Source organism: Pseudomonas sp. GW823-FHT04A03, from assembly GCF_058796615.1.
This window is the reverse complement of record NZ_JBXAIV010000008.1, coordinates 1-23,208: the sequence shown is the minus strand read 5'-3', so window position 1 is coordinate 23,208 and position 23,208 is coordinate 1. Positions and strand designations below refer to the sequence as shown.

The 23,208-nt window shown below is 56.9% G+C and carries 36 protein-coding genes; 3 read left to right on the top strand and 33 right to left on the bottom strand.

All coding sequences use genetic code 11. From position 1 onward, the window contains the following. Together AC1Q9F_RS19805 and AC1Q9F_RS19800 are read left to right on the top strand one after the other, a co-directional pair. A complete protein-coding gene (locus AC1Q9F_RS19805; protein ID WP_207984102.1) occupies positions 1–693 on the top strand; it encodes a DUF1190 domain-containing protein in 693 nt (230 codons plus the stop codon). A gap of 2 nt (positions 694–695) precedes the next feature. Beyond that, positions 696–1,853, top strand: a complete 1,158-nt coding sequence (locus AC1Q9F_RS19800) for a glutathionylspermidine synthase family protein (protein ID WP_492620800.1) — start codon at positions 696–698, stop codon at positions 1,851–1,853. A 77-nt stretch (positions 1,854–1,930) separates the two neighbouring features. Here AC1Q9F_RS19800 and AC1Q9F_RS19795 read toward each other — a convergent pair whose 3' ends face one another. Both AC1Q9F_RS19795 and AC1Q9F_RS19790 read right to left on the bottom strand, forming a co-directional pair. After that, positions 1,931–2,449, bottom strand: a complete 519-nt coding sequence (locus tag AC1Q9F_RS19795) for a single-stranded DNA-binding protein (protein ID WP_003228709.1) — start codon at positions 2,447–2,449, stop codon at positions 1,931–1,933. A gap of 9 nt (positions 2,450–2,458) precedes the next feature. Then, the gene (locus AC1Q9F_RS19790) at positions 2,459–3,856 is read right to left on the bottom strand and encodes an MFS transporter (protein WP_007955631.1); all 1,398 of its coding nucleotides are present in this window, start codon (positions 3,854–3,856) and stop codon (positions 2,459–2,461) included. Positions 3,857–4,047: 191 nt separating this feature from the next. On the opposite strand from AC1Q9F_RS19790, the gene uvrA reads away from it, so the two are divergent. Further along, positions 4,048–6,882: an excinuclease ABC subunit UvrA gene (gene uvrA / locus AC1Q9F_RS19785; RefSeq protein ID WP_492620801.1), complete on the top strand. Its 2,835-nt coding sequence runs from the start codon at positions 4,048–4,050 to the stop codon at positions 6,880–6,882. 65 nt (positions 6,883–6,947) lie between these two features. Here uvrA and bfr read toward each other — a convergent pair whose 3' ends face one another. From bfr to AC1Q9F_RS19630, 31 genes are all read right to left on the bottom strand, one after another. Next, complete coding sequence (bfr, locus tag AC1Q9F_RS19780) at positions 6,948–7,415, bottom strand: bacterioferritin (protein ID WP_085733015.1); 468 nt, start codon at positions 7,413–7,415, stop codon at positions 6,948–6,950. A gap of 149 nt (positions 7,416–7,564) precedes the next feature. After that, the gene (locus AC1Q9F_RS19775) at positions 7,565–9,019 is read right to left on the bottom strand and encodes a catalase (RefSeq protein WP_492620802.1); all 1,455 of its coding nucleotides are present in this window, start codon (positions 9,017–9,019) and stop codon (positions 7,565–7,567) included. Between the two features lie 238 nt (positions 9,020–9,257). After that, a complete protein-coding gene (gene rplQ / locus AC1Q9F_RS19770; RefSeq protein ID WP_007955635.1) occupies positions 9,258–9,644 on the bottom strand; it encodes a 50S ribosomal protein L17 in 387 nt (128 codons plus the stop codon). Between the two features lie 42 nt (positions 9,645–9,686). Continuing rightward, complete coding sequence (locus tag AC1Q9F_RS19765) at positions 9,687–10,688, bottom strand: DNA-directed RNA polymerase subunit alpha (RefSeq protein ID WP_003186012.1); 1,002 nt, start codon at positions 10,686–10,688, stop codon at positions 9,687–9,689. Positions 10,689–10,710: 22 nt separating this feature from the next. Next, positions 10,711–11,331, bottom strand: a complete 621-nt coding sequence (gene rpsD, locus AC1Q9F_RS19760; RefSeq protein WP_003176404.1) for a 30S ribosomal protein S4 — start codon at positions 11,329–11,331, stop codon at positions 10,711–10,713. 18 nt (positions 11,332–11,349) lie between these two features. After that, positions 11,350–11,739, bottom strand: coding sequence for a 30S ribosomal protein S11 (rpsK, locus tag AC1Q9F_RS19755; protein ID WP_002555466.1), 390 nt, complete (start codon positions 11,737–11,739; stop codon positions 11,350–11,352). Between the two features lie 30 nt (positions 11,740–11,769). Next, the gene (gene rpsM, locus AC1Q9F_RS19750; protein ID WP_009045849.1) at positions 11,770–12,126 is read right to left on the bottom strand and encodes a 30S ribosomal protein S13; all 357 of its coding nucleotides are present in this window, start codon (positions 12,124–12,126) and stop codon (positions 11,770–11,772) included. A 130-nt stretch (positions 12,127–12,256) separates the two neighbouring features. Beyond that, positions 12,257–12,373: a 50S ribosomal protein L36 gene (gene rpmJ / locus AC1Q9F_RS19745; protein ID WP_002555468.1), complete on the bottom strand. Its 117-nt coding sequence runs from the start codon at positions 12,371–12,373 to the stop codon at positions 12,257–12,259. A gap of 27 nt (positions 12,374–12,400) precedes the next feature. Beyond that, positions 12,401–13,729: a preprotein translocase subunit SecY gene (secY, locus tag AC1Q9F_RS19740; RefSeq protein WP_003228718.1), complete on the bottom strand. Its 1,329-nt coding sequence runs from the start codon at positions 13,727–13,729 to the stop codon at positions 12,401–12,403. Next, the gene (rplO, locus tag AC1Q9F_RS19735) at positions 13,730–14,167 is read right to left on the bottom strand and encodes a 50S ribosomal protein L15 (RefSeq protein ID WP_003228720.1); all 438 of its coding nucleotides are present in this window, start codon (positions 14,165–14,167) and stop codon (positions 13,730–13,732) included. 3 nt (positions 14,168–14,170) lie between these two features. Further along, complete coding sequence (gene rpmD / locus AC1Q9F_RS19730; protein WP_003176408.1) at positions 14,171–14,347, bottom strand: 50S ribosomal protein L30; 177 nt, start codon at positions 14,345–14,347, stop codon at positions 14,171–14,173. Between the two features lie 2 nt (positions 14,348–14,349). Next, positions 14,350–14,850, bottom strand: a complete 501-nt coding sequence (rpsE, locus tag AC1Q9F_RS19725; RefSeq protein ID WP_007955637.1) for a 30S ribosomal protein S5 — start codon at positions 14,848–14,850, stop codon at positions 14,350–14,352. Between the two features lie 3 nt (positions 14,851–14,853). Beyond that, on the bottom strand, positions 14,854–15,204 hold the full coding sequence (gene rplR / locus AC1Q9F_RS19720; protein ID WP_003186037.1) for a 50S ribosomal protein L18: 351 nt from the start codon (positions 15,202–15,204) through the stop codon (positions 14,854–14,856). A 10-nt stretch (positions 15,205–15,214) separates the two neighbouring features. Then, positions 15,215–15,748, bottom strand: a complete 534-nt coding sequence (gene rplF / locus AC1Q9F_RS19715) for a 50S ribosomal protein L6 (protein WP_011336170.1) — start codon at positions 15,746–15,748, stop codon at positions 15,215–15,217. A 12-nt stretch (positions 15,749–15,760) separates the two neighbouring features. Then, positions 15,761–16,153: a 30S ribosomal protein S8 gene (gene rpsH, locus AC1Q9F_RS19710; RefSeq protein ID WP_011336171.1), complete on the bottom strand. Its 393-nt coding sequence runs from the start codon at positions 16,151–16,153 to the stop codon at positions 15,761–15,763. Positions 16,154–16,361: 208 nt separating this feature from the next. Next, positions 16,362–16,667 carry a 30S ribosomal protein S14 gene (rpsN, locus tag AC1Q9F_RS19705; protein WP_003228726.1) on the bottom strand — a complete coding sequence of 102 codons (306 nt, stop codon included), beginning with the start codon at positions 16,665–16,667 and terminating at the stop codon, positions 16,362–16,364. Positions 16,668–16,680: 13 nt separating this feature from the next. Next, positions 16,681–17,220, bottom strand: a complete 540-nt coding sequence (gene rplE, locus AC1Q9F_RS19700; protein WP_003210069.1) for a 50S ribosomal protein L5 — start codon at positions 17,218–17,220, stop codon at positions 16,681–16,683. Positions 17,221–17,240: 20 nt separating this feature from the next. Next, positions 17,241–17,555 (bottom strand): 50S ribosomal protein L24, encoded by a 315-nt coding sequence (gene rplX, locus AC1Q9F_RS19695; RefSeq protein WP_003186046.1) that lies wholly within the window; start codon positions 17,553–17,555, stop codon positions 17,241–17,243. An 11-nt stretch (positions 17,556–17,566) separates the two neighbouring features. Beyond that, entirely contained in the window at positions 17,567–17,935 is a 369-nt protein-coding gene (gene rplN / locus AC1Q9F_RS19690; RefSeq protein ID WP_002555479.1) for a 50S ribosomal protein L14, read from the bottom strand. A gap of 23 nt (positions 17,936–17,958) precedes the next feature. Beyond that, the gene (gene rpsQ, locus AC1Q9F_RS19685; protein ID WP_003194644.1) at positions 17,959–18,225 is read right to left on the bottom strand and encodes a 30S ribosomal protein S17; all 267 of its coding nucleotides are present in this window, start codon (positions 18,223–18,225) and stop codon (positions 17,959–17,961) included. A 2-nt stretch (positions 18,226–18,227) separates the two neighbouring features. Continuing rightward, positions 18,228–18,419: a 50S ribosomal protein L29 gene (gene rpmC / locus AC1Q9F_RS19680; RefSeq protein WP_002555481.1), complete on the bottom strand. Its 192-nt coding sequence runs from the start codon at positions 18,417–18,419 to the stop codon at positions 18,228–18,230. Further along, positions 18,419–18,832, bottom strand: a complete 414-nt coding sequence (rplP, locus tag AC1Q9F_RS19675) for a 50S ribosomal protein L16 (RefSeq protein ID WP_003228729.1) — start codon at positions 18,830–18,832, stop codon at positions 18,419–18,421. The genes rpmC and rplP overlap by 1 nt, the downstream gene beginning before the upstream one ends. 12 nt (positions 18,833–18,844) lie before the next feature. Then, positions 18,845–19,531: a 30S ribosomal protein S3 gene (gene rpsC, locus AC1Q9F_RS19670; RefSeq protein WP_003176422.1), complete on the bottom strand. Its 687-nt coding sequence runs from the start codon at positions 19,529–19,531 to the stop codon at positions 18,845–18,847. 13 nt (positions 19,532–19,544) lie between these two features. Beyond that, positions 19,545–19,877 (bottom strand): 50S ribosomal protein L22, encoded by a 333-nt coding sequence (gene rplV, locus AC1Q9F_RS19665; protein ID WP_003103908.1) that lies wholly within the window; start codon positions 19,875–19,877, stop codon positions 19,545–19,547. A gap of 11 nt (positions 19,878–19,888) precedes the next feature. Next, a complete protein-coding gene (gene rpsS, locus AC1Q9F_RS19660) occupies positions 19,889–20,164 on the bottom strand; it encodes a 30S ribosomal protein S19 (protein WP_003228731.1) in 276 nt (91 codons plus the stop codon). Between the two features lie 16 nt (positions 20,165–20,180). Next, the gene (gene rplB / locus AC1Q9F_RS19655) at positions 20,181–21,005 is read right to left on the bottom strand and encodes a 50S ribosomal protein L2 (RefSeq protein ID WP_007955640.1); all 825 of its coding nucleotides are present in this window, start codon (positions 21,003–21,005) and stop codon (positions 20,181–20,183) included. 14 nt (positions 21,006–21,019) lie between these two features. Next, positions 21,020–21,319: a 50S ribosomal protein L23 gene (rplW, locus tag AC1Q9F_RS19650; protein ID WP_002555488.1), complete on the bottom strand. Its 300-nt coding sequence runs from the start codon at positions 21,317–21,319 to the stop codon at positions 21,020–21,022. Beyond that, entirely contained in the window at positions 21,316–21,918 is a 603-nt protein-coding gene (rplD, locus tag AC1Q9F_RS19645) for a 50S ribosomal protein L4 (protein WP_433737373.1), read from the bottom strand. The genes rplW and rplD overlap by 4 nt, the downstream gene beginning before the upstream one ends. 12 nt (positions 21,919–21,930) lie before the next feature. Continuing rightward, positions 21,931–22,566, bottom strand: a complete 636-nt coding sequence (gene rplC, locus AC1Q9F_RS19640; RefSeq protein ID WP_007955641.1) for a 50S ribosomal protein L3 — start codon at positions 22,564–22,566, stop codon at positions 21,931–21,933. 80 nt (positions 22,567–22,646) lie between these two features. Next, complete coding sequence (rpsJ, locus tag AC1Q9F_RS19635; RefSeq protein WP_003186070.1) at positions 22,647–22,958, bottom strand: 30S ribosomal protein S10; 312 nt, start codon at positions 22,956–22,958, stop codon at positions 22,647–22,649. Positions 22,959–23,115: 157 nt separating this feature from the next. After that, positions 23,116–23,208 (bottom strand): EF-Tu C-terminal domain-related protein (locus AC1Q9F_RS19630; RefSeq protein ID WP_449118062.1); only part of this gene is annotated, 93 nt, incomplete at its 5' end.

Here is a 23,208-nt window from a genome sequence, read left to right as displayed (position 1 = left end):
ATGAAACGAAGCAAGTACGTTCAACTGTCGCTGGCCGCTTCGGTGGCCCTGGCGATTTCCGGTGAAGTGGCCGCCCAGGAACAGCAACGCAACTTCCAGAGTGTCGAACAATGCGTCGACGCCGAACTGGCGCCGGATGTCTGCTCGAATGCCTACGTCGCCGCCCTGGCCGAACACCGGCGGATCTCCCCGGCCTACGACGACAAGGCTGCCTGCGACGCGGACTTTGCTGCTGACTGGTGTCAGAAAAATTCCGCCGGCCGTTTCGTGCCGAAACTCGGTGGCTTCAAGGTGCCGCAGGACGGTGAGCCGGCGCAGAACCTCGATGCGATCGCCAATGCCCAGATGCCGGCCGGTGATGCGTCTGCCGTACAGAGCAATCAGACCAGCACTTCGCACTCGTCCAGCGGTGCAGGCAGCGGCTGGCTCACCGGATGGCTGATCGGCAATGCCATGAGCAACAACCGCGCGAACGACTCGCGGCCGGTTTATCGCGAGCGCAATACCCGCCAGACCTACGACACTTCGACGCTGAACCGTCGAATCGAGTCGGCACCGAGCCGCAGTCAGCGGGACTACGACAGCGATTACCGCAAACCGGTCAACGTCGCCTCGTCCACCTCCCGTGGCGGTTTCGGCAGCCAATCCAGCGCACGCAGCGGTTGGGGCGGCTGGGGACGTTCGAGCAGCTGACCATGAAGAAGATCCACTGCGCCGAGCGCCACGACTGGAAACAGACAGCCGAAAGCCTCGGCTTTCTGTTTCACACCATCGACGAGGAGCCGTACTGGGACGAGCGCGCCTACTACCAGTTCACGCTCGCGCAGATCGAAAACGATCTGGAGGATCCGACCACCGAGCTGCACGAAATGTGCATGGATCTGGTCGACCGCGTCGTGCACAGCGAAGAACTGCTGGATCGCCTGAGCATTCCGGCGCCGTACTACGACATGATCCGAACGTCCTGGCTGGAAGGTCATCCGCATCTGTACGGGCGCATGGATTTCTCCTACAGCGGCAACGGCCCGGCGAAGCTGCTTGAACTCAACTACGACACGCCCACCAGTCTTTATGAGGCGTCGGCGTTTCAGTGGGGCTGGCTGGAACAATGCATCGAGCGCGGGATGCTGCCGCGCCATGCAGACCAGTTCAACAGCATCGACACCCGGCTGCACGAAGCCTTTGCCCAACTGAAACTGAAGCGGCCGTTTTACTTCGCCTCGATGAAAGACTCGGTCGAAGACAAGGGCACCACGGATTACCTGCGCCTGATCGCAGAGAAGGTCGGCATCGAATCGCGGCACATCGACATCGAAGACATCGGCCTGAGCACTGACGGGCGTTTCGTCGATCTCGAAGATCGCTGGATCCCGCACCTGTTCAAACTGCACGCCTGGGAATTCATCTTCCACGAACCGTTCGGCGCGGCGATTGCCGAGTGCGACACCCAGTTTTTCGAACCGGCGTGGAAATCCATTCTCTCCAACAAGGGCGCCCTGCCCCTGCTGTGGGAGTTTCACAAGGGCCATCCGAATCTGCTGGCCGCGCACCTCGACCCGAACCCGGGCAGCGCGGTGCCCAAGGGTTGGGTACGCAAACCGTACTTCTCCCGGGAAGGCGCCAACATCGAGCTGCAGACAGCCGAAGGTCTGATCGTCAAAGAGGATGGGCCCTACACCGACGCGCCCTTCATCCTGCAGGAATTTGCCCCGTTGCCGAAGTTCGACGACAGCTACACGTTGATCGGCTCTTGGGTGATCGGCGATCAGGCGGCGGGGATTGGTGTGCGGGAAGACAACAGTCTTATCACCAAGGATTCGAGCCGGTTTCTGCCGCATCTGATTCTTGACTGAGAAAACCTGCGCCCATGAAAAAGGCCCGTCGCATTCAGCGACGGGCCTTTTTTGTTTAACGCGGATACAGCAGCGAATCAGAACGGAATATCGTCATCGAAGCTGTCGAAATCCGGAGCCGGTTGCGGTGCGGCCTGCTGTGGAGCCGGGGCCGAACGCTGCTGAGGTGCCGACTGCTGCGGACGCGGAGCCTGTTGGCGTGGCGCCTGCTGCTGATAGTTGTTGCCACCGCCTTGTTGGTCGCCCTGTTGTGGACGGCCGCCGAGCAGTTGCATGGTGCCTTGCATGTCGACCACGATTTCGGTGGTGTAACGCTTGATACCGTCTTTTTCCCACTCACGGGTCTGCAGCTTGCCTTCGATGTAAACCTGCGAACCCTTGCGCAGGTATTCGCCGGCGATCTCGGCAACCTTGCCGAACATCGATACGCGGTGCCACTCGGTCTTCTCGACCTTCTGACCGGTCTGCTTGTCAGTCCACTGCTCGCTGGTCGCCAGACTCAGGTTGGTCACGGCGTTACCGTTGGGCAGGTAGCGTACTTCGGGATCCTGGCCGCAAGTACCGACCAGAATGACTTTGTTAACCCCACGGGCCATAACGTTCTCCTAGGCTTCGCACGCAGTCTGCGCCGGGTTGTTCACCAGGCGTTCGAGAGTGGTGCGATCCATTAATTCGGTGTCCAGTTTGATGTAGATCGCCGCTTCATCAGCGACTATCACTGCATCAGTTACCCCTACGAGGGCCTTGAGACGCTCGACCAGACCCGCTTCGCGGATCGCTTCGGGCGACAACGGCAGGCGCAGGCTCGTCACGTAGGGAGGTTCGCGCATGGTAACAGCAAAGGCCAGCCAAAGTGCAGCCAGCCCGGCACATCCGAGGAACACAACCGACAGACCGCCATGCTGGAACATCCAGCCGCCGAGAATCCCGCCGAGTGCCGAACCGAGGAACTGACTGGTGGAGTACACGCCCATGGCCGTGCCTTTGCCACCTGCCGGTGAAACCTTGCTGATCAGTGACGGCAGCGAAGCTTCCAGCAGATTGAACGCGGTGAAGAACACCACCGTCCCGATCACCAGAGCCCGCAGGCTGTCGCCGAACTGCCAGAAGAATAGCTCAGTGAGCATCAGCGTCATCACGGCGCCGAGCAAAACTCGTTTCATTTTGCGTTTCTTCTCGCCGTAGATAATGAACGGGATCATGGCGAAGAAAGAAATCAGCAGCGCGGTGAGGTAGACCCACCAGTGCTGCTCCTTGGGCAGACCGGCCTTTTCGACCAGCGCCAAAGGCAGTGCGACGAAGCTCGACATCAACATCGCATGTAACACAAAAATGCCCAGGTCCAGCCGCAGCAGATCCGGGTGCTTGAGCGTCGGCATCAACGCCTGACGCGCCACGCCGGACTCGCGGTGGCTCAGCGGCCCGGTGGATTTCGGCACCATGAACATCACGATCACGATCCCGACCAGTGCCATGCCACCGGTGGCGAGGAACAGGCCAGACAAGCCGAATGCACGAGTCAGCAGCGGGCCGACCACCATCGCCACGGCGAACGACAGGCCGATGGTCATGCCGATCATGGCCATGGCTTTGGTGCGGTGCTGTTCGCGGGTCAGGTCGGAGAGCAAGGCCATGACCGCCGCAGAAATCGCGCCGGCACCCTGCAGGATCCGCCCGGCAATCACGCCCCAGATCGAATCGGCCTGAGCCGCCAGCACGCTGCCGAGGGCGAAGACGATCAGCCCCAGGTAAATCACCGGACGCCGGCCGATGCGGTCGGAAATGATCCCGAATGGAATCTGGAAAATCGCCTGGGTCAGGCCGTAAGCGCCGATCGCCAGCCCGATCAGGGCCGGGGTCGCTCCTGCCAGATCCATGCCGTAGGTCGCCAGTACCGGCAACACCATGAACATGCCAAGCATACGGAAGGCGAACACCAGGGCCAGACCGCTCGCCGCGCGGGTCTCGCTGCCACTCATGCGTTCGCTGTGGGGATCGTGCATGGAAAAACCTCGTGTGAACCGGCGGCGATTCTACCAGTCCCATCGAGAGACGGGGTATATCGCGACGCTTTGACGCGTACAGATGAAACTCTCTTCATGTAAGGCAAAAAACCCTTCACTTGATAGTGTGCATCCATCCAGTATTTGGCCGTATACTCCTGTGTTTTCGACGCCCGCCGAGCGAGGCCATTTTGGACAAGATCCTGATTCGTGGGGCCCGCACCCACAACCTGAAGAACATCGACCTGACCCTGCCACGGGACAAACTGATCGTCATCACCGGCCTGTCCGGATCCGGCAAGTCGTCCCTGGCCTTCGACACGCTGTACGCCGAAGGTCAGCGCCGCTATGTCGAATCACTGTCGGCCTATGCCCGGCAGTTCCTGTCGATGATGGAAAAACCCGACGTCGACACCATCGAAGGCCTGTCGCCGGCGATCTCCATCGAACAGAAGTCGACCTCGCACAACCCGCGCTCCACGGTCGGCACCATCACTGAAATCTACGACTACCTGCGTCTGCTTTATGCACGCGTCGGTACGCCGCGCTGCCCGGATCACGACATTCCGCTGGAAGCGCAGACCGTCAGTCAGATGGTCGACCTGGTACTGGCCCAGCCGGAAGGCAGCAAGCTGATGCTGCTGGCGCCGGTGATTCGCGAGCGCAAGGGCGAGCACTTGTCGGTGTTCGAAGAGCTGCGTGCACAAGGTTTCGTCCGGGCTCGGGTCAACGGCCGCATTTGCGAACTCGATGAACTGCCGAAGCTGGACAAACAGAAGAAGCACTCGATCGATGTGATCGTCGACCGCTTCAAAGTTCGCGCCGACCTGCAGCAACGCCTGGCCGAGTCCTTCGAGACCGCGCTCAAACTGGCGGACGGCATCGCCCTGGTAGCACCGATGGACGATGAGCCAGGCGAAGAGATGATCTTCTCCGCGCGCTTCGCCTGCCCGATCTGCGGCCACGCGATCAGCGAGCTGGAACCCAAACTGTTTTCCTTCAACAACCCGGCCGGCGCCTGCCCGACCTGCGACGGTCTGGGTGTGAAGCAGTTCTTCGATATCAAGCGTCTGGTCAACGGCGAGCTCACGCTGGCCGAAGGTGCGATACGCGGCTGGGACCGGCGCAACGTCTATTACTTCCAGATGCTCGGCTCACTGGCCGCGCACTACGGTTTCAGCCTGGAGCAGCCTTTCAATGAGCTGCCGGCCGACCAGCAGAAATACATCCTGCACGGCAGCGGCTCACAGAACGTCGATTTCAAATACCTCAACGACCGCGGCGACATCGTCAAGCGCTCGCACCCGTTCGAAGGCATCGTGCCGAACCTCGAGCGTCGCTACCGCGAAACCGAATCGGCGAGCGTGCGCGAAGAACTGGCGAAGTTCCTCAGCACTCAGTCCTGCCCGGATTGCCGTGGCACCCGCCTGCGTCGCGAAGCGCGGCACGTGTGGGTCGGCGAGAAAACCCTGCCGGCAGTGACCAACCTGCCGATCGGCGACGCCTGCGATTACTTCGGCGCGTTGAAGATGACCGGCCGCCGTGGCGAAATCGCCGACAAGATTCTCAAGGAGATCCGCGAGCGCCTGCAGTTTCTGGTCAATGTCGGTCTCGACTATCTGTCGCTGGATCGCAGTGCCGACACGTTGTCTGGCGGCGAGGCACAGCGGATTCGTCTGGCCAGTCAGATCGGCGCGGGCCTTGTAGGTGTTCTCTATATCCTTGATGAACCGTCCATTGGTCTGCACCAGCGCGACAATGACCGCCTGCTCGGCACCCTCAAGCACCTGCGCGACATCGGCAATACGGTGATCGTGGTCGAGCATGACGAAGACGCGATCCGTCTCGCTGACTACGTAGTGGATATCGGCCCGGGCGCCGGGGTTCATGGCGGGCAGATCGTCGCAGAAGGCACGCCGGACGAAGTCATGGCGCACCCGGATTCGCTGACCGGCAAATACCTGTCGGGCCGGGTCAAGATTGAAGTGCCGGCCAAGCGCACACCACGCAACAAGAAGCAGGTGCTGTCACTCAAGGGTGCGCGGGGCAACAACCTGCGCAACGTCGACCTGGAAATCCCGATCGGCCTGCTGACTTGTGTGACGGGTGTTTCCGGTTCCGGCAAATCGACGCTGATCAACAACACGCTGTTCCCGCTGAGCGCCACGGCACTCAACGGCGCGACCACCCTGGAAGCAGCAGCCCACGACAGCATCAAAGGCCTGGAGCATCTGGACAAAGTCGTCGACATCGACCAGAGCCCGATCGGCCGTACGCCACGCTCCAACCCGGCGACCTATACCGGGCTGTTCACACCGATTCGCGAACTGTTCGCCGGCGTACCCGAGTCCCGCTCCCGTGGTTACGGCCCGGGGCGTTTCTCGTTCAACGTCAAGGGCGGTCGTTGCGAAGCCTGCCAGGGCGACGGCCTGATCAAGGTGGAAATGCACTTCTTGCCGGACATCTACGTTCCGTGTGACGTGTGCAAGAGCAAGCGCTACAACCGCGAAACCCTGGAGATCAAATACAAGGGCAAGAGCATCCACGAAACCCTCGAGATGACCATCGAGGAAGCGCGGGAGTTCTTCGACGCGGTGCCGGCGCTGGCGCGCAAGCTGCAAACACTGATGGATGTAGGCCTGTCGTACATCAAGCTCGGCCAGTCGGCGACCACGCTGTCCGGTGGTGAAGCCCAGCGGGTCAAGTTGTCTCGCGAGCTGTCCAAACGCGATACCGGCAAGACCCTGTACATCCTCGACGAGCCGACCACCGGTCTGCACTTCGCGGATATCCAGCAATTGCTCGACGTACTGCATCGCCTGCGCGACCACGGCAACACCGTGGTGGTGATCGAGCACAACCTCGACGTGATCAAGACGGCCGACTGGCTGGTGGATCTCGGCCCCGAGGGTGGTTCGAAAGGTGGGCAGATCATCGCCACCGGTACGCCCGAGGAAGTGGCCGAGATGAAGCAATCTCACACCGGGCATTACCTCAAGCCGCTGTTGATCCGCGATCGGGCCTGATCGCCGGGCATGAAAAAGCCCCTGTCACTTCGTCAGTGACAGGGGCTTTTTTGTAGCGGTTGCAATCAGGATGTATGAGATTGCAGGTAGTTCTGGATACCGATCAGCTTGATCAGGCCCAGCTGCTTTTCAAGCCAGTAGGTGTGATCTTCTTCGGTGTCATGCAACTGAAGCTTGAGGATATCGCGGCTGACATAGTCGCCATTCTTTTCACACAGCTCGATGCCTTTGCACAGTGCAGCACGAACCTTGTACTCAAGGCGCAGATCCGCTTCGAGCATGGTCTCTACCGTGGTACCGACATCCAGGTCATCCGGGCGCATGCGCGGAGTGCCTTCGAGCATCAGAATCCGGCGCATCAGCGCATCGGCGTGACCGGCCTCTTCTTCCATCTCGTGGTTGATTCGTTCGTAGAGCTTGGTGAATCCCCAGTCCTCATACATCCGCGAGTGAACGAAATATTGGTCACGCGCGGCCAGTTCGCCGGTCAGCAACGTGTTGAGGTAATCGATAACGTCTGGGTGGCCTTGCATCGCCCTACATCTCCCTGCTTGAAAGTCTGTAGTTTGAACCAACCTGACTGGAAGGTCACTCACTTCGCGCAATAAAAGCGAAGATATTCTGAGAAAAGCAGCCTAAATAACGCAAAAACCGCCCTAATGAGGGCGGTTCTGCTTCTCGTTTAGACTTCGTTAAGCTGTACGTTGAGCAGCGTTGCGATCGCTTCTCCGTACGCCGGGTCGGCCTTGTGGAAATGCTGCAACTGACGGTCGACAACATCACTCGATACACCCGCCATCGCGCCGGCGATATTGCTGACCAGCAACGCTTTCTGTTCGTCGCTCATCAAGCGGAACAGCGCACCGGCGTGGCTGTAGTAGTCGGTGTCTTCGCGGTGATCGTAGCGATCAGCCGCGCCACTCAACGCCAGTGCAGGTTCGGCATAGTGCGGCGCTTGTTTCGGCGACGCTACGTAGCTGTTCGGCTCGTAGTTCGGCGCGGCCCCACCGTTGCTGCCGAATGCCATCGAACCGTCGCGCTGGTAAGTATTCACCGGGCTGCGCGGAGCGTTCACCGGCAGTTGCTGGTGGTTGGTGCCTACGCGGTAGCGGTGGGCATCGGCGTATGCGAAGACTCGACCTTGCAGCATGCGATCCGGCGACAGACCTACGCCAGGCACCATGTTGCTTGGACCGAACGCAGCTTGCTCGACTTCGGCAAAGTAGTTGAGCGGATTGCGGTTCAGTTCCAGCTCACCCACTTCAATCAGTGGAAACTCCTTCTGCGACCAGGTTTTGGTCACGTCGAATGGGTTCTCGTAGTGAGCAGCGGCCTGGGCCTCGGTCATGATCTGGATACACACGCTCCATTTCGGGAAGTCACCACGCTCGATGGCTTCGAACAGATCGCGCTGAGCGTAATCGGGATCTGTGCCCGCCAAACGTGCCGCGTCTGCCGGCGCGAGGTTCTTGATCCCTTGCTTGGTCTTGTAGTGCCACTTCACCCAGTGACGCTCGCCTTGAGCGCTGATCAGGCTGTAGGTGTGGCTGCCGAAACCGTGCATGTGGCGATAGCCGTCCGGAATGCCGCGATCGGAGAACAGGATCGTGACCTGGTGCAGCGCTTCAGGCGAATGCGACCAGAAGTCCCACATCATCTGCGCGCTTTTCAGGTTGCTTTGCGGCAGGCGTTTCTGGGTGTGGATAAAGTCAGGAAATTTCAGCGGATCGCGAATGAAGAACACCGGCGTGTTGTTGCCGACGATGTCCCAGTTGCCTTCTTCGGTGTAGAACTTGAGGGCGAAGCCACGCGGATCGCGCTCGGTGTCGGCCGAGCCACGCTCGCCACCCACCGTTGAAAAACGCAGGAAGGTCGGGGTCTGCTTGCCGACAGCAGAGAACAGCTTGGCGCTGGTGTACTGCGTAATGTCGCGAGTGACCGTGAAAGTGCCGTATGCGCCGGAACCTTTAGCGTGAACTCGACGCTCGGGAATGTTTTCCCGGTTGAAGTGAGCAAGCTTCTCGATCAGGTGGAAATCATCGAGCAGCAACGGACCACGAGGGCCGGCGGAGCGAGAGTTCTGGTTATCAGCGACAGGTGCGCCACTGGCGGTCGTAAGCGTCTTGTTCTGGCTCATGCGATCTTCATCCTCTATCGGTCTTGAACTGCCGGCTAATCGGCTTGCTGGGGAGTATCGATCATCAATATGACAGCCACAAATTCATTAACTTATGGTCATCAATAGAAAAAAACTAACGACGAATCCCCGCACATAGTGCAGGACCAAACAGGGTAGAAGCTTGTACGAACCGCGCATTTCTTACAGGCACAAAAAACCGGGCACTAGGCCCGGTTCCTTGTTTCAGACTGATGTCTTACTCAGCGGATACAGCTTCACCGCCGACAGCACGATCAACCAGTTCGACGTACGCCATAGGCGCGTTGTCGCCAGCGCGGAAACCGCACTTGAGGATGCGCAGGTAGCCACCCTCACGGGTAGCGTAACGCTTGCCCAGGTCGTTGAAGAGCTTACCAACGATAGCTTTCGAACGAGTACGGTCGAAAGCCAGACGACGGTTAGCAACGCTGTCTGTCTTGGCCAGAGTGATCAGCGGCTCGGCAACGCGGCGCAGTTCTTTGGCTTTTGGCAGAGTAGTTTTGATCAGCTCGTGCTCGAACAGCGACACCGCCATGTTCTGGAACATGGCCTTGCGGTGCGAGCTGGTGCGGCTCAGGTGACGCCCACTTTTACGATGACGCATGGTTCATTCCTTACCAAACACTACGTTCGGTGATTACGACGATCAGGCAGTCGCCTTGTCGTCCTTCTTAAGACTTGCAGGCGGCCAGTTGTCGAGGCGCATGCCGAGGGACAGACCGCGGGAGGCCAGAACGTCCTTGATTTCAGTCAAGGATTTCTTGCCCAGGTTCGGAGTCTTCAACAGCTCTACTTCGGTACGCTGAATCAGGTCGCCGATGTAGTAGATGTTTTCCGCCTTAAGGCAGTTAGCCGAACGTACAGTCAGTTCCAGATCGTCAACCGGGCGAAGCAGGATCGGATCGATCTCGTCTTCCTGCTCGACAACCACTGGCTCACTGTCACCCTTGAGGTCGACGAACGCAGCCAACTGCTGTTGCAGAATGGTTGCAGCGCGGCGGATAGCCTCTTCAGGATCCAGAGTACCGTTGGTTTCCAGATCAATAACCAGCTTGTCCAGGTTGGTACGCTGCTCGACACGGGCGTTTTCCACCACGTATGCGATACGGCGAACCGGGCTGAACGAAGAGTCGAGCTGCAAGCGACCGATGCTGCGGCTTTCGTCTTCATCGCTCTGACGCGAGTCTGCTGGTTCATAACCACGACCACGAGCTACGGTGAGCTTCATGTTCAGGGCGCCGTTAGACGCCAGGTTAGCGATTACGTGATCGGGATTAACGATCTCGACATCATGATCCAGCTGAATATCGGCAGCGGTAACCACCCCCGAACCCTTCTTCGACAAGGTCAGCGTAACTTCGTCACGACCGTGCAGCTTGATGGCCAGACCTTTAAGGTTCAACAGGATTTCAATTACGTCTTCCTGTACACCTTCGATGGCGCTGTACTCGTGGAGCACACCGTCAATCTCGGCCTCGACTACTGCGCAGCCGGGCATTGAGGACAACAGGATGCGGCGCAGCGCGTTGCCCAGGGTGTGGCCAAAACCACGCTCGAGAGGCTCGAGAGTGATCTTGGCGCGGGTTGGACTGACAACCTGCACATCAATGTGGCGGGGTGTCAGGAACTCATTTACCGAAATCTGCATGGATGCACCTATTTTCTAGCCCTTACTTGGAGTAGAGCTCGACAATCAGGCTTTCGTTGATGTCGGCGGACAGATCACTGCGAGCAGGAACGTTCTTGAAAACGCCCGACTTCTTCTCAGTGTCTACTTCTACCCATTCTACGCGGCCACGTTGGGCACACAGATCGAGAGCTTGGACAATGCGAAGTTGGTTTTTTGCTTTCTCGCGAACAGCAACCACGTCACCAGCACGAACCTGGTAGGACGGAACGTTTACGGTCTGACCGTTAACGCTGATCGACTTGTGCGATACCAGCTGACGGGATTCGGCACGAGTCGAACCAAAGCCCATACGGTATACAACGTTGTCCAGACGGCATTCGAGCAGTTGCAGCAGGTTTTCACCGGTTGCACCTTTCTTGCCAGCAGCTTCTTTGTAGTAGCCGCTGAACTGACGCTCGAGAACGCCGTAGATACGACGGACCTTCTGCTTTTCACGCAGCTGGGTGCCGTAGTCGGACTGGCGACCGCGGCGTTGGCCGTGGATACCAGGTGCTGCTTCAATGTTGCACTTCGATTCGATCGCGCGCACGCCGCTCTTCAGGAAGAGATCGGTGCCTTCGCGACGAGCGAGTTTGCATTTTGGACCAATGTAACGAGCCATTCTTTACAATCTCCTGGATTACACGCGGCGCTTCTTCGGCGGACGGCACCCGTTGTGCGGGATTGGCGTCACGTCGGTGATGCTGGCGATCTTGTAGCCACAGCCGTTCAAAGCGCGGACTGCGGATTCACGACCTGGACCTGGACCCTTGACGTTCACGTCGAGGTTTTTCAGGCCGTATTCCAGCGCAGCTTGACCAGCACGCTCAGCAGCTACTTGAGCAGCGAACGGGGTGGACTTGCGGGAACCGCGGAAACCCGAACCACCGGAGGTAGCCCAGGAAAGAGCGTTACCTTGACGGTCGGTGATGGTCACGATGGTGTTGTTAAAAGAAGCATGGATGTGGGCGATGCCATCAACCACTGTCTTTTTAACTTTTTTACGAGGACGAGCAGCAGGTTTTGCCATGATTAAATTCCTGTCGATTCGCTGGGGCGATTACTTGCGGATCGGCTTACGCGGACCTTTACGGGTACGCGCGTTGGTCTTGGTACGCTGACCGCGTACTGGCAGACCACGACGATGACGCAGACCGCGATAGCAACCGAGGTCCATCAAGCGCTTGATTTTCATGTTGATTTCGCGACGCAGGTCACCTTCAGTGGTGAACTTCGCCACTTCGCCACGCAGCTGTTCAATCTGCTCGTCGCTCAGATCCTTGATCTTTGCGGCTGGGTTTACCCCAGTCTCTGCACAGATCTTCTGTGCAGTAGTGCGACCAACACCATAGATGTAGGTCAGCGAGATAACAGTATGCTTGTTATCTGGAATGTTAACGCCTGCAATACGGGCCATTCAGTGGGACTCCAATTGACAGCTACCTACGCCCCGGAAGCCAAGAAATAGGGCGCGAGATAATATCGCTGTAATAACAAATAATCAACCCGGTAGCGCACTAGCTACCGGGCTTGAAGCACAATCACACTCAGCCTTGGCGCTGTTTGTGACGCGGTTCCGCGCTGCAAATTACTCGAACAACACCTTCGCGGCGAATAATCTTGCAGTTACGGCACAGCTTTTTCACCGATGCACGAACTTTCATCACCAACTCCTCGAACCTTATGGGTACTCAGCGCAACATGCCGCTGCCGTAACCCTTCAGGTTGGCTTTCTTCATCAGGGATTCGTACTGGTGCGAAACGAGGTGCGATTGTACTTGGGACATGAAGTCCATCACAACCACGACCACGATCAGCAACGAGGTCCCGCCAAGGTAGAACGGAACGTTTGCTGCAACCACCAGGAACTGGGGCAACAAGCACACGGCCGTCATGTAAAGAGCACCGAACATGGTCAAGCGAGTCAAAACGCCATCAATATAGCGTGCGGACTGCTCACCTGGACGGATGCCCGGAATAAAGGCACCGGACTTCTTCAGGTTTTCCGCTACGTCTTTCGGATTGAACATCAACGCCGTATAGAAGAAGCAGAAGAAAATAATCCCTGCACTAAACAGCAGAATATTCAACGGCTGACCAGGAGCGATCGACTGCGAGATGTCCTGCAACCAGCCCATACCTTCAGACTGACCGAACCAGGCACCCAACGAAGCCGGGAACAGCAAAATGCTGCTCGCGAAAATAGCCGGAATAACACCGGCCATGTTCACCTTCAGCGGCAAGTGGCTTGTCTGCGCAGCAAAAACCTTGCGGCCCTGCTGACGCTTGGCGTAGTGAACAGCGATACGACGCTGACCACGCTCAATGAACACCACGAAACCGATAATCGCTACTGCCAGCAAACCGATGGCAACCAAAGCGAAGATGTTGATATCGCCCTGACGCGCAGACTCGAAAGACTGCCCGATTGCTCTCGGAAGACCGGCGACGATACCCGAAAAAATCAACATCGAGATACCGTTGCCTACACCACGCTCAGTAATCTGCTCACCCAGCCACATCATGAACATCGCGCCAGCCACAAACGTGGAGACCGCGACGAAATGGAAGCCAAAGTCACCAGTGAACGCAACGCCCTGCCCCGCCAGACCAATGGACATGCCAATGGCCTGAACGAGAGCGAGGACGACGGTGCCGTAGCGGGTGTACTGGCTGATCTTGCGACGGCCAGCTTCACCTTCCTTCTTCAACTGCTCCAGCTGCGGGCTGACGGCGGTCATCAACTGCATGATGATCGATGCCGAAATGTACGGCATGATCCCCAGTGCAAAGATGCTCATCCGCTCCAGCGCGCCGCCGGAAAACATGTTGAACAAGCTAAGAATGGTCCCCTCATTCTGTCGAAACAGGTCTGCGAGTCGGTCCGGGTTGATACCTGGAACCGGGATGTGTGCGCCTATTCGGTAGACGATAATCGCCAGGAACAGAAAACGCAGACGAGCCCAAAGTTCAGACATACCGCCTTTGCCGAGCGCAGAGAGAGCACCTTGCTTAGCCATTTATTCCTCGAACTTGCCGCCAGCTGCTTCGATAGCCGCACGCGCACCTTTGGTGGCGCCGATTCCCTTGCCGATAGTGACAGCGCGAGTCACTTCACCGGACAGCATGATTTTCACACGCTGTACGTTGACGTTGATCACGTTGGCATCTTTCAGGGACTGCACGGTGACGATGTCGCCTTCCACTTTAGCCAGCTCGGACAGACGCACTTCTGCGCGATCCATGGCTTTCAGGGAAACGAAACCGAACTTCGGCAGGCGACGATGCAGCGGCTGTTGACCGCCTTCAAAGCCTGGAGCAATGGTGCCACCGGAGCGGGAAGTCTGACCTTTGTGACCACGGCCACCAGTCTTACCCAAACCACTACCGATACCACGGCCCGGACGATGCTTTTCGCGACGGGAACCCGGCGCTGGACTCAGATCATTGAGTTTCATCGATTAACCCTCGACACGCAGCATGTAGTAAGCCTTGTTGATCATCCCGCGATTCTCGGGAGTATCCTGGACTTCTACAGTGTGACCGATGCGACGCAGACCCAGACCCTTAACGCACAGTTTGTGGTTAGGGATGCGGCCGGTCATGCTTTTGATCAGCGTAACTTTAACGGTAGCCATGATTACTTGATCTCCTCAACACGCAGGCCACGCTTGGCTGCAATGGATTCAGGAGACTGCATAGCCTTCAGACCCTTGAAAGTGGCGTGAACCACGTTTACTGGGTTAGTCGAGCCGTAGCACTTGGCCAGAACGTTCTGAACGCCAGCAACTTCGAGGACAGCACGCATAGCGCCGCCAGCGATGATACCGGTACCTTCAGAAGCAGGCTGCATGTACACCTTCGAAGCGCCATGGGCAGACTTCATTGCGTACTGCAGAGTGGTGCCGTTCAGATCAACCTGGATCATGTTGCGGCGAGCAGCTTCCATTGCCTTCTGGATCGCAGCAGGCACTTCACGCGACTTGCCACGGCCGAAGCCAACACGCCCTTTACCATCACCAACCACGGTCAACGCGGTGAAAGTGAAGATACGGCCGCCTTTAACGGTTTTGGCTACGCGGTTAACTTGAACCAGCTTCTCGATGTAGCCTTCGTCGCGCTTTTGGTCGTTATTTGACATAACTTAGAACTCCAGCCCAGCTTCACGAGCAGCATCAGCCAGCGCTTTAACGCGGCCGTGGTACTTGAAGCCAGAGCGGTCGAAAGCCACCTGCGAGACGCCAGCGGCCTTAGCACGCGTAGCGACCAGCTGGCCAACCTTAGTGGCCGCGTCGATGTTGCCAGTGGCGCCATCACGCAGTTCTTTATCCAAAGTCGAGGCGCTTGCCAGGACTTTGTTGCCGTCGGCCGAAATGACCTGGGCGTAGATGTGCTGCGAAGAGCGGAACACGCAGAGACGCACGACTTCGAGTTCGTGCATTTTCAGGCGTGCTTTGCGAGCGCGACGCAGTCGAGTAACTTTTTTGTCGGTCATTTGCTATGCCCTACTTCTTCTTGGCTTCTTTACGACGGACGACTTCGTCCGCGTAGCGCACACCTTTGCCTTTGTACGGCTCTGGTGGACGGAAGTCGCGGATCTCGGCGGCCACTTGACCTACCAGCTGCTTGTCGATGCCCTTGATCAGGATATCGGTCTGGCTAGGAGTCTCAGCGGTGATGCCTTCCGGCAGTTCGTAATCCACTGGGTGCGAGAAGCCAAGAGCCAGGTTCAGCACCTGACCTTTTGCTTGCGCTTTGTAACCAACACCAACCAGCTGGAGCTTGCGCTCGAAGCCTTGGCTTACGCCCTGGACCATGTTGTTTACCAACGCACGAGTGGTACCGGCCATTGCGCGAGTCTGTTGATCGCCATTGCGAGCAGCAAAACGCAGCTCACCGGCTTCTTCAACGACTTCAACGGACGAATGGACGTTCAGTTCAAGAGTACCCTTGGCACCCTTCACCGAAAGCTGTTGGCCTGCGAATTTTACTTCGACACCGGCTGGCAGCTTAACGGGGTTCTTAGCGACGCGAGACATGCTTATCCCCCCTTAGAACACAGTGCAAAGAACTTCGCCGCCGACACCGGCAGCGCGCGCAGCACGATCAGTCATCACACCTTTGTTGGTGGAGACGATAGACACACCGAGACCGCCACGTACTTTTGGCAGTTCTTCGACGGACTTGTACTGACGCAGGCCTGGACGGCTAACGCGCTTCACTTCCTCGATGACCGGACGGCCTTCGAAGTATTTCAGCTCGATGGACAGCAGTGGTTTGGTTTCGCTGCTGATCTGATAACCCGCGATGTAACCTTCGTCCTTCAGGACTTTTGCTACAGCCACCTTCAACGTGGAAGACGGCATGCTTACGACGGACTTTTCAGCCATCTGGGCATTACGGATTCGAGTTAGCATGTCCGCTAACGGGTCCTGCATACTCATGGGCTAGACGCTCCTAATACAGAAAAATTAGCCTTGCGGCTACTACTTGTCGCCGAGAAATTCCGGGTACAAAAACACGGGCTCAGGCGAGCCGGTCATTCTAGACACACCCCAGAAATGAATCAAGCCCCAAAAGGGGCTTGATTCATGTTCAAGGCCACCGATGGTCAGGTTCTTGCGAACCCGACCATCGAGACTTTGACAGCAATTACCAGCTGGCTTTAACCAGACCTGGAACGTCACCACGCATTGCCGCTTCACGCAGTTTGTTACGGCCGAGGCCGAACTTGCGGTAAACGCCGTGCGGACGACCAGTCAGGCGGCAGCGGTTACGCATGCGCGAGGCGCTTGCGTCACGTGGCTGCTTCTGCAGAGCTACGGTAGCTTCCCAACGCGCTTCTGGACTTGCGTTCAGATCAACGATGATAGCTTTCAGCGCTGCACGCTTGGTGGCGTACTTGGCAACGGTGAGCTGACGCTTCAGCTCACGGTTTTTCATGCTCTTCTTGGCCATTTTCCTACTCCAATCAGTTGCGGAACGGGAATTTGAAAGCACGCAGCAGAGCGCGGCCTTCATCATCGTTCTTGGCAGTGGTGGTCAGGGTAATGTCCAGACCGCGGAGAGCATCGATCTTGTCGTAGTCGATTTCCGGGAAAATGATCTGCTCTTTCACGCCCATGCTGTAGTTGCCACGACCATCGAAGGACTTGGCATTCAGGCCGCGGAAGTCGCGAACCCGAGGCAGGGAGATCGACAGCAGACGATCCAGGAACTCGTACATACGCTCACGGCGCAGGGTCACTTTGACGCCGATCGGCCAACCTTCACGGACTTTAAAGCCAGCGATGGATTTGCGAGCGTAGGTCACAACGACTTTCTGGCCGGTGATCTTTTCCAGGTCAGCAACAGCGTGCTCGATGACTTTTTTGTCGCCGATCGCTTCGCCCAGACCCATGTTCAGGGTGATTTTGGTAACGCGCGGAACTTCCATCACGTTCGAAAGCTTAAGTTCTTCCTTAAGTTTCGGAGCGATTTCCTTCCGGTAAATCTCTTTTAGTCGTGCCATGGTCTTCTACCTAGCAGTGTTCAAGCATCAACCGCTTTTTGGGTCGACTTGAAGACACGAATTTTCTTACCGTCTTCTACTTTGAAACCAACGCGGTCAGCCTTGTTGGTTTCGCCGTTGAAGATGGCGACGTTGGAAGCGTGCAGTGGCGCTTCTTTCTCGACGATACCGCCCTGTACGCCCGACATCGGGTTAGGCTTGGTATGACGCTTGACCAGGTTCAGACCACCAACAACCAGACGGTTGTCAGCAAGAACCTTCAGCACCTTACCGCGCTTACCTTTGTCTTTGCCGGCGATCACGATGATCTCGTCGTCACGACGAATCTTTTGCATGTCGGATCTCCTTACAGCACTTCTGGGGCGAGCGAGACGATCTTCATGAACTTCTCAGTACGAAGTTCACGGGTCACTGGCCCAAAGATACGGGTGCCGATCGGCTCTTGCTTGTTGTTCAGAAGAACAGCAGCGTTGCCATCAAAGCGGATAATGGAGCCATCAGCACGACGTACGCCGTGACGAGTGCGGACTACAACAGCAGTCATCACTTGGCCTTTTTTCACCTTACCGCGAGGAATTGCTTCCTTCACGGTAACTTTGATGATGTCACCGATACCAGCGTAACGACGATGGGAGCCACCCAGCACCTTGATGCACATAACGCGGCGAGCGCCGCTGTTATCGGCCACATCGAGCATGGATTGAGTCTGAATCATATAATTTCTCCGACCCCTAGCCCTTAGACTTCCACAGCGCGTTCGAGAACATCAACCAGCGCCCAAGACTTGGTCTTGGCCATCGGACGAGTTTCACGAATAGTGACTTTGTCGCCGATGTGGCACTGATTGGTTTCGTCGTGCGCGTGCAGCTTAGTCGAACGCTTAACGTATTTACCGTAGATCGGGTGCTTAACGCGACGCTCGATCAGAACGGTGATGGTTTTGTCCATCTTGTCGCTGACAACACGGCCAGTCAGCGTACGGACAGTTTTTTCGGCTTCAGCCATGATCACTTACCTGCCTGCTGGTTGAGCACAGTCTTCACGCGAGCGATGTCACGCTTAACTTGCGAGAGCAGATGAGACTGCCCCAACTGGCCAGTTGCTTTCTGCATGCGCAGATTGAACTGGTCGCGCAGCAAGCCGAGCAGTTGCTCGTTCAGCTGCTGTGCGGATTTTTCACGAAGTTCATTCGCTTTCATCACATCACCGTCCGTTTAACAAAGGAGGTGGCGAGCGGCAGCTTTGCAGCAGCCAGGGCGAAAGCCTCACGCGCCAGCTCTTCAGAAACACCCTCGATTTCATACAGGACTTTGCCTGGCTGAATCTGGGCAACCCAGTACTCCACGTTACCCTTACCTTTACCCATACGAACCTCGAGAGGTTTCTTGGAGATCGGCTTGTCCGGGAATACACGGATCCAGATCTTGCCGCCACGTTTTACGTGACGGGTCAGAGCACGACGCGCTGACTCGATCTGACGAGCGGTGAGACGACCACGAGCTACAGACTTCAGCGCGAACTCGCCGAAGCTGACTTTGCTACCGCGCAGTGCCAGACCACGGTTGTGGCCGGTCATCTGCTTGCGGAACTTCGTACGCTTAGGTTGCAACATTTGGCGTACCCCTTACTTAGCAGCTTTTTTACGAGGCGCTGGTGCTTGTGGCTTCAGCTCTTCTTGGCGACCACCAATTACTTCGCCTTTGAAGATCCAAACCTTTACACCGATCACACCGTAAGTGGTGTGAGCTTCGTAGTTGGCATAGTCGATGTCGGCACGCAGGGTGTGCAGTGGCACACGACCTTCGCGATACCATTCAGTACGTGCGATTTCAGCACCGCCGAGACGACCGCTCACTTGGATTTTGATGCCTTTGGCACCAATGCGCATGGCGTTCTGTACAGCGCGCTTCATGGCGCGACGGAACATTACACGACGCTCCAGCTGCTGAGCTACGCTCTGCGCAACCAGCATACCGTCGAGTTCCGGCTTGCGGATCTCTTCGATATTGATGTGCACAGGCACACCCATTTGCTTGGTCAGGTCCTGACGCAGTTTCTCAACATCTTCACCTTTCTTCCCGATAACGATACCTGGACGAGCGGTGTGGATGGTGATGCGTGCAGTTTGGGCCGGACGATGGATATCGATACGGCTTACGGACGCGCTTTTTAGTTTGTCTTGGAGGTATTCACGCACCTTCAGATCAGCGAACAAGTAGTCCGCATAAGTCCGACCGTCTGCGTACCAGACGGAGGTGTGCTCCTTGACGATTCCCAGGCGAATGCCAATGGGATGTACTTTCTGACCCATCTCTTCGACTCCGTTACTTGTCAGCAACCTTGACAGTGATATGGCAAGACCGCTTGACGATGCGATCAGCACGGCCTTTGGCACGTGGCATGATGCGCTTCAGCGAACGCCCTTCGTTGACGAAAACGGTGCTGACCTTCAGGTCATCAACGTCTGCGCCTTCGTTATGCTCGGCGTTGGCTACGGCCGACTCCAGCACTTTTTTCATGATCTCGGCGGCTTTCTTACTGCTGAAAGCCAACAGGTTGAGCGCTTCGCCCACCTTCTTCCCGCGGATCTGGTCGGCGACCAAGCGGGCTTTCTGGGCGGAGATTCGAGCGCCCGACAACTTAGCGGCTACTTCCATTTCCTTACCCCTTAACGCTTGGCTTTCTTGTCTGCCACGTGCCCGCGATAAGTGCGGGTACCGGCGAACTCGCCCAGTTTGTGGCCGACCATGTCTTCGTTTACGAGAACTGGGACGTGCTGACGACCGTTGTGTACAGCGATGGTCAGACCGACCATTTGTGGCAGGATCATCGAACGACGCGACCAAGTCTTAATTGGTTTGCGATCGTTCTTTTCCGCCGCCACTTCGATCTTCTTCAGTAGGTGAAGATCAATAAAAGGACCTTTTTTCAGAGAACGTGGCACTGTCGTATCCCTCTATTTACTTGCGACGACGGACGATCATTTTGTCGGTACGCTTATTACCACGAGTCTTCGCGCCCTTAGTCGGGAAGCCCCATGGCGATACCGGATGACGACCACCAGAGGTACGACCTTCACCACCACCATGTGGGTGGTCAACCGGGTTCATGGCAACACCACGAACGGTTGGGCGAACGCCACGCCAGCGCTTGGCACCAGCTTTACCCAGCGAACGCAGGCTGTGCTCGGAGTTCGAGACTTCGCCCAGGGTCGCACGGCACTCAGCCAGTACTTTACGCATTTCACCGGAACGCAGACGCAGGGTCACGTAAACGCCTTCACGAGCGATCAGCTGAGCCGAAGCACCAGCGGAACGAGCGATCTGTGCGCCTTTACCTGGCTTCAGTTCGATGCCGTGTACGGTAGAACCGACTGGAATGTTGCGCAGTTGCAGAGCGTTACCTGGCTTGATTGGAGCCAGGGCACCCGCGATCAGCGTGTCGCCAGCACTCACGCCTTTAGGGGCGATGATGTAGCGGCGTTCGCCGTCTGCGTAGCAGAGCAGTGCGATGTGAGCAGTACGGTTTGGATCGTATTCGATACGCTCGACAGTGGCGACGATGCCATCTTTGTCGTTGCGACGGAAATCGACCATACGGTAATGCTGCTTATGACCACCACCGATGTGACGAGTGGTAATACGGCCATTATTGTTACGACCACCAGACTTCGATTTTTTCTCGAGCAGCGGTGCGTGAGGAGCGCCTTTATGCAGCTCCTGGTTGACCACCTTGACCACAAAACGGCGGCCAGGGGAAGTCGGTTTGCATTTAACGATTGCCATGATGCACCCCTTCCTTACTCAGCACTGCTGCTGAAATCGAGATCTTGGCCTGGCTGAAGGGAGATAACTGCCTTCTTCCAGTCATTACGCTTGCCCAGACCGCGAGCGGTGCGCTTGCTCTTACCCAGAACGTTCAGGGTAGTAACACGCTCAACTTTCACGCTGAACAGGCTTTCGACGGCCTTCTTGATTTCCAGCTTGGTTGCGTCAGTAGCAACCTTGAAAACGAACTGGCCTTTCTTGTCTGCCAGAACCGTAGCCTTCTCGGAAACGTGCGGGCCAAGCAGAACTTTAAATACGCGTTCCTGGTTCATCCCAGCAGCTCCTCGAATTTCTTCACGGCCGACACGGTGATCAACACCTTGTCGTATGCGATCAGACTAACTGGATCGGAACCTTGCACGTCACGTACATCTACGTGTGGCAGGTTGCGAGCAGCCAGGTACAGGTTCTGATCAACAGCGTCCGACACGATCAGAACGTCGGTCAGGCTCATGTTGCTCAGTTTGCCCAGCAGGTCTTTGGTTTTCGGAGTTTCAACTGCGAAATCCTGAACCACGACCAGACGATCAGTACGCACCAGCTCAGCAAGGATGGAACGCATTGCTGCGCGATACATCTTCTTGTTCAGCTTCTGGGAGTGATCCTGTGGACGAGCTGCGAAAGTGGTGCCGCCGCCGCGCCAGATTGGGCTACGGATAGTACCGGCACGAGCACGGCCAGTACCTTTCTGACGCCATGGGCGCTTACCGCCACCACGAACGTCGGAACGGGTCTTTTGCTGCTTGCTACCTTGACGGCCGCCGGCCATGTAGGCCACGACTGCTTGGTGAACCAGCGTCTCGTTGAATTCGCCGCCAAATGTCAGTTCGGAAACTTCGATCGCTTGAGCGTCATTTACATTTAATTGCATGTCAGCTTCCCCTTAACCGCGAGCCTTGGCTGCTGGACGTACAACCAGGTTGCCGCCAGTAGCGCCAGGAACAGCACCCTTGACCAGCAACAGATTGCGTTCAGCGTCCACGCGCACTACTTCCAGGGACTGCACGGTCACGCGCTCAGCGCCCATATGACCGGACATTTTTTTGCCCTTGAATACACGACCAGGAGTCTGGCACTGGCCGATAGAGCCTGGGACGCGGTGGGATACGGAGTTACCGTGGGTGTTATCTTGCCCGCGGAAATTCCAACGCTTGATCGTACCCTGGAAGCCTTTACCTTTGGACTGACCGGTTACATCAACCAGTTGACCAGCAGCGAAGATTTCAGCGTTGATCAGATCGCCGGCCTGGTACTCGCCTTCTTCAAGGCGGAATTCCATTACGGTACGACCAGCGGCAACGTTCGCCTTGGCGAAGTGGCCAGCCTGAGCAGCTGTTACACGGGAAGCACGACGCTCGCCGACAGTGACTTGCACTGCACGATAGCCATCGGTTTCTTCAGTTTTGAACTGGGTGACGCGATTCGGCTCGATCTCAATGACCGTGACCGGAATGGAGACACCTTCTTCGGTGAAAATACGGGTCATACCCGCTTTACGACCGACTACACCAATAGTCATGTTGTAAACCTCATGAGTGTACGGGGCTTTCACCCGCTATGGCCGCCCATTTCAGAGCGTTACACGACCAAGACCGAGTCTTAGCCGAGGCTGATCTGCACTTCCACACCGGCCGCAAGATCAAGCTTCATAAGTGCATCAACGGTTTTATCCGTTGGCTGGACGATGTCCAGAACGCGCTTATGAGTGCGGATCTCGTACTGGTCACGCGCGTCTTTGTTGACGTGCGGAGAAACCAGAACGGTGAACCGCTCTTTACGGGTAGGCAGTGGAATTGGACCACGCACTTGAGCACCAGTACGTTTCGCGGTTTCCACGATTTCCTGGGTTGATTGGTCGATCAGGCGATGGTCAAAAGCCTTCAACCTGATACGGATTTGCTGATTTTGCATTGGATTTCAGACTCCGGCTGCTATTCCCACCGGGCGCAATACGCCCGTTAAAAGGAGGCGCAATTCTATAGACGCCCCAGATAGGTGTCAACCCAATAAAAAAGCCCCCGCTAAGCGGGGGCTTTTTCAACTCATCAAAGCTGACTCAATAAAGAGATCACTCGATGATTTTAGCTACGACGCCAGCACCAACGGTACGGCCGCCTTCACGGATTGCGAAACGCAGACCGTCTTCCATCGCGATGGTTTT

Coding starts and splice junctions, on each gene's coding strand:
- rplN (WP_002555479.1), bottom strand. CDS start 17,935: ATGATTCAGACTCAATCCATGCTCGATGTGGCCGATAACAGCGGCGCT.
- rplE (WP_003210069.1), bottom strand. CDS start 17,220: ATGGCACGACTAAAAGAGATTTACCGGAAGGAAATCGCTCCGAAACTT.
- rpsC (WP_003176422.1), bottom strand. CDS start 19,531: ATGGGTCAGAAAGTACATCCCATTGGCATTCGCCTGGGAATCGTCAAG.
- rplP (WP_003228729.1), bottom strand. CDS start 18,832: ATGTTGCAACCTAAGCGTACGAAGTTCCGCAAGCAGATGACCGGCCAC.
- AC1Q9F_RS19800 (WP_492620800.1), top strand. CDS start 696: ATGAAGAAGATCCACTGCGCCGAGCGCCACGACTGGAAACAGACAGCC.
- rpsQ (WP_003194644.1), bottom strand. CDS start 18,225: ATGGCTGAAGCCGAAAAAACTGTCCGTACGCTGACTGGCCGTGTTGTC.
- rpsH (WP_011336171.1), bottom strand. CDS start 16,153: ATGAGTATGCAGGACCCGTTAGCGGACATGCTAACTCGAATCCGTAAT.
- rplD (WP_433737373.1), bottom strand. CDS start 21,918: ATGCAATTAAATGTAAATGACGCTCAAGCGATCGAAGTTTCCGAACTG.
- bfr (WP_085733015.1), bottom strand. CDS start 7,415: ATGCAAGGCCACCCAGACGTTATCGATTACCTCAACACGTTGCTGACC.
- AC1Q9F_RS19775 (WP_492620802.1), bottom strand. CDS start 9,019: ATGAGCCAGAACAAGACGCTTACGACCGCCAGTGGCGCACCTGTCGCT.
- rplO (WP_003228720.1), bottom strand. CDS start 14,167: ATGAAACTCAATGATCTGAGTCCAGCGCCGGGTTCCCGTCGCGAAAAG.
- rpsK (WP_002555466.1), bottom strand. CDS start 11,739: ATGGCAAAACCTGCTGCTCGTCCTCGTAAAAAAGTTAAAAAGACAGTG.
- rpmC (WP_002555481.1), bottom strand. CDS start 18,419: ATGAAAGCGAATGAACTTCGTGAAAAATCCGCACAGCAGCTGAACGAG.
- rpsE (WP_007955637.1), bottom strand. CDS start 14,850: ATGTCAAATAACGACCAAAAGCGCGACGAAGGCTACATCGAGAAGCTG.
- rplQ (WP_007955635.1), bottom strand. CDS start 9,644: ATGCGTCATCGTAAAAGTGGGCGTCACCTGAGCCGCACCAGCTCGCAC.
- AC1Q9F_RS19765 (WP_003186012.1), bottom strand. CDS start 10,688: ATGCAGATTTCGGTAAATGAGTTCCTGACACCCCGCCACATTGATGTG.
- secY (WP_003228718.1), bottom strand. CDS start 13,729: ATGGCTAAGCAAGGTGCTCTCTCTGCGCTCGGCAAAGGCGGTATGTCT.
- rpmJ (WP_002555468.1), bottom strand. CDS start 12,373: ATGAAAGTTCGTGCATCGGTGAAAAAGCTGTGCCGTAACTGCAAGATT.
- rplX (WP_003186046.1), bottom strand. CDS start 17,555: ATGCAAAAGATTCGTCGTGACGACGAGATCATCGTGATCGCCGGCAAA.
- rpsJ (WP_003186070.1), bottom strand. CDS start 22,958: ATGCAAAATCAGCAAATCCGTATCAGGTTGAAGGCTTTTGACCATCGC.
- AC1Q9F_RS19790 (WP_007955631.1), bottom strand. CDS start 3,856: ATGCACGATCCCCACAGCGAACGCATGAGTGGCAGCGAGACCCGCGCG.
- rplF (WP_011336170.1), bottom strand. CDS start 15,748: ATGTCTCGCGTCGCTAAGAACCCCGTTAAGCTGCCAGCCGGTGTCGAA.
- rpsD (WP_003176404.1), bottom strand. CDS start 11,331: ATGGCTCGTTACATTGGTCCAAAATGCAAACTCGCTCGTCGCGAAGGC.
- rplW (WP_002555488.1), bottom strand. CDS start 21,319: ATGAACCAGGAACGCGTATTTAAAGTTCTGCTTGGCCCGCACGTTTCC.
- rplV (WP_003103908.1), bottom strand. CDS start 19,877: ATGGAAGTAGCCGCTAAGTTGTCGGGCGCTCGAATCTCCGCCCAGAAA.
- rpsN (WP_003228726.1), bottom strand. CDS start 16,667: ATGGCCAAGAAGAGCATGAAAAACCGTGAGCTGAAGCGTCAGCTCACC.
- rplC (WP_007955641.1), bottom strand. CDS start 22,566: ATGACTATTGGTGTAGTCGGTCGTAAAGCGGGTATGACCCGTATTTTC.
- AC1Q9F_RS19795 (WP_003228709.1), bottom strand. CDS start 2,449: ATGGCCCGTGGGGTTAACAAAGTCATTCTGGTCGGTACTTGCGGCCAG.
- rplB (WP_007955640.1), bottom strand. CDS start 21,005: ATGGCAATCGTTAAATGCAAACCGACTTCCCCTGGCCGCCGTTTTGTG.
- rpsM (WP_009045849.1), bottom strand. CDS start 12,126: ATGGCCCGTATTGCAGGCGTTAACATTCCAGATAACAAGCATACTGTT.
- rpmD (WP_003176408.1), bottom strand. CDS start 14,347: ATGGCTACCGTTAAAGTTACGCTGATCAAAAGCATGACCGGCCGCATC.
- AC1Q9F_RS19805 (WP_207984102.1), top strand. CDS start 1: ATGAAACGAAGCAAGTACGTTCAACTGTCGCTGGCCGCTTCGGTGGCC.
- rplR (WP_003186037.1), bottom strand. CDS start 15,204: ATGACCGACAAAAAAGTTACTCGACTGCGTCGCGCTCGCAAAGCACGC.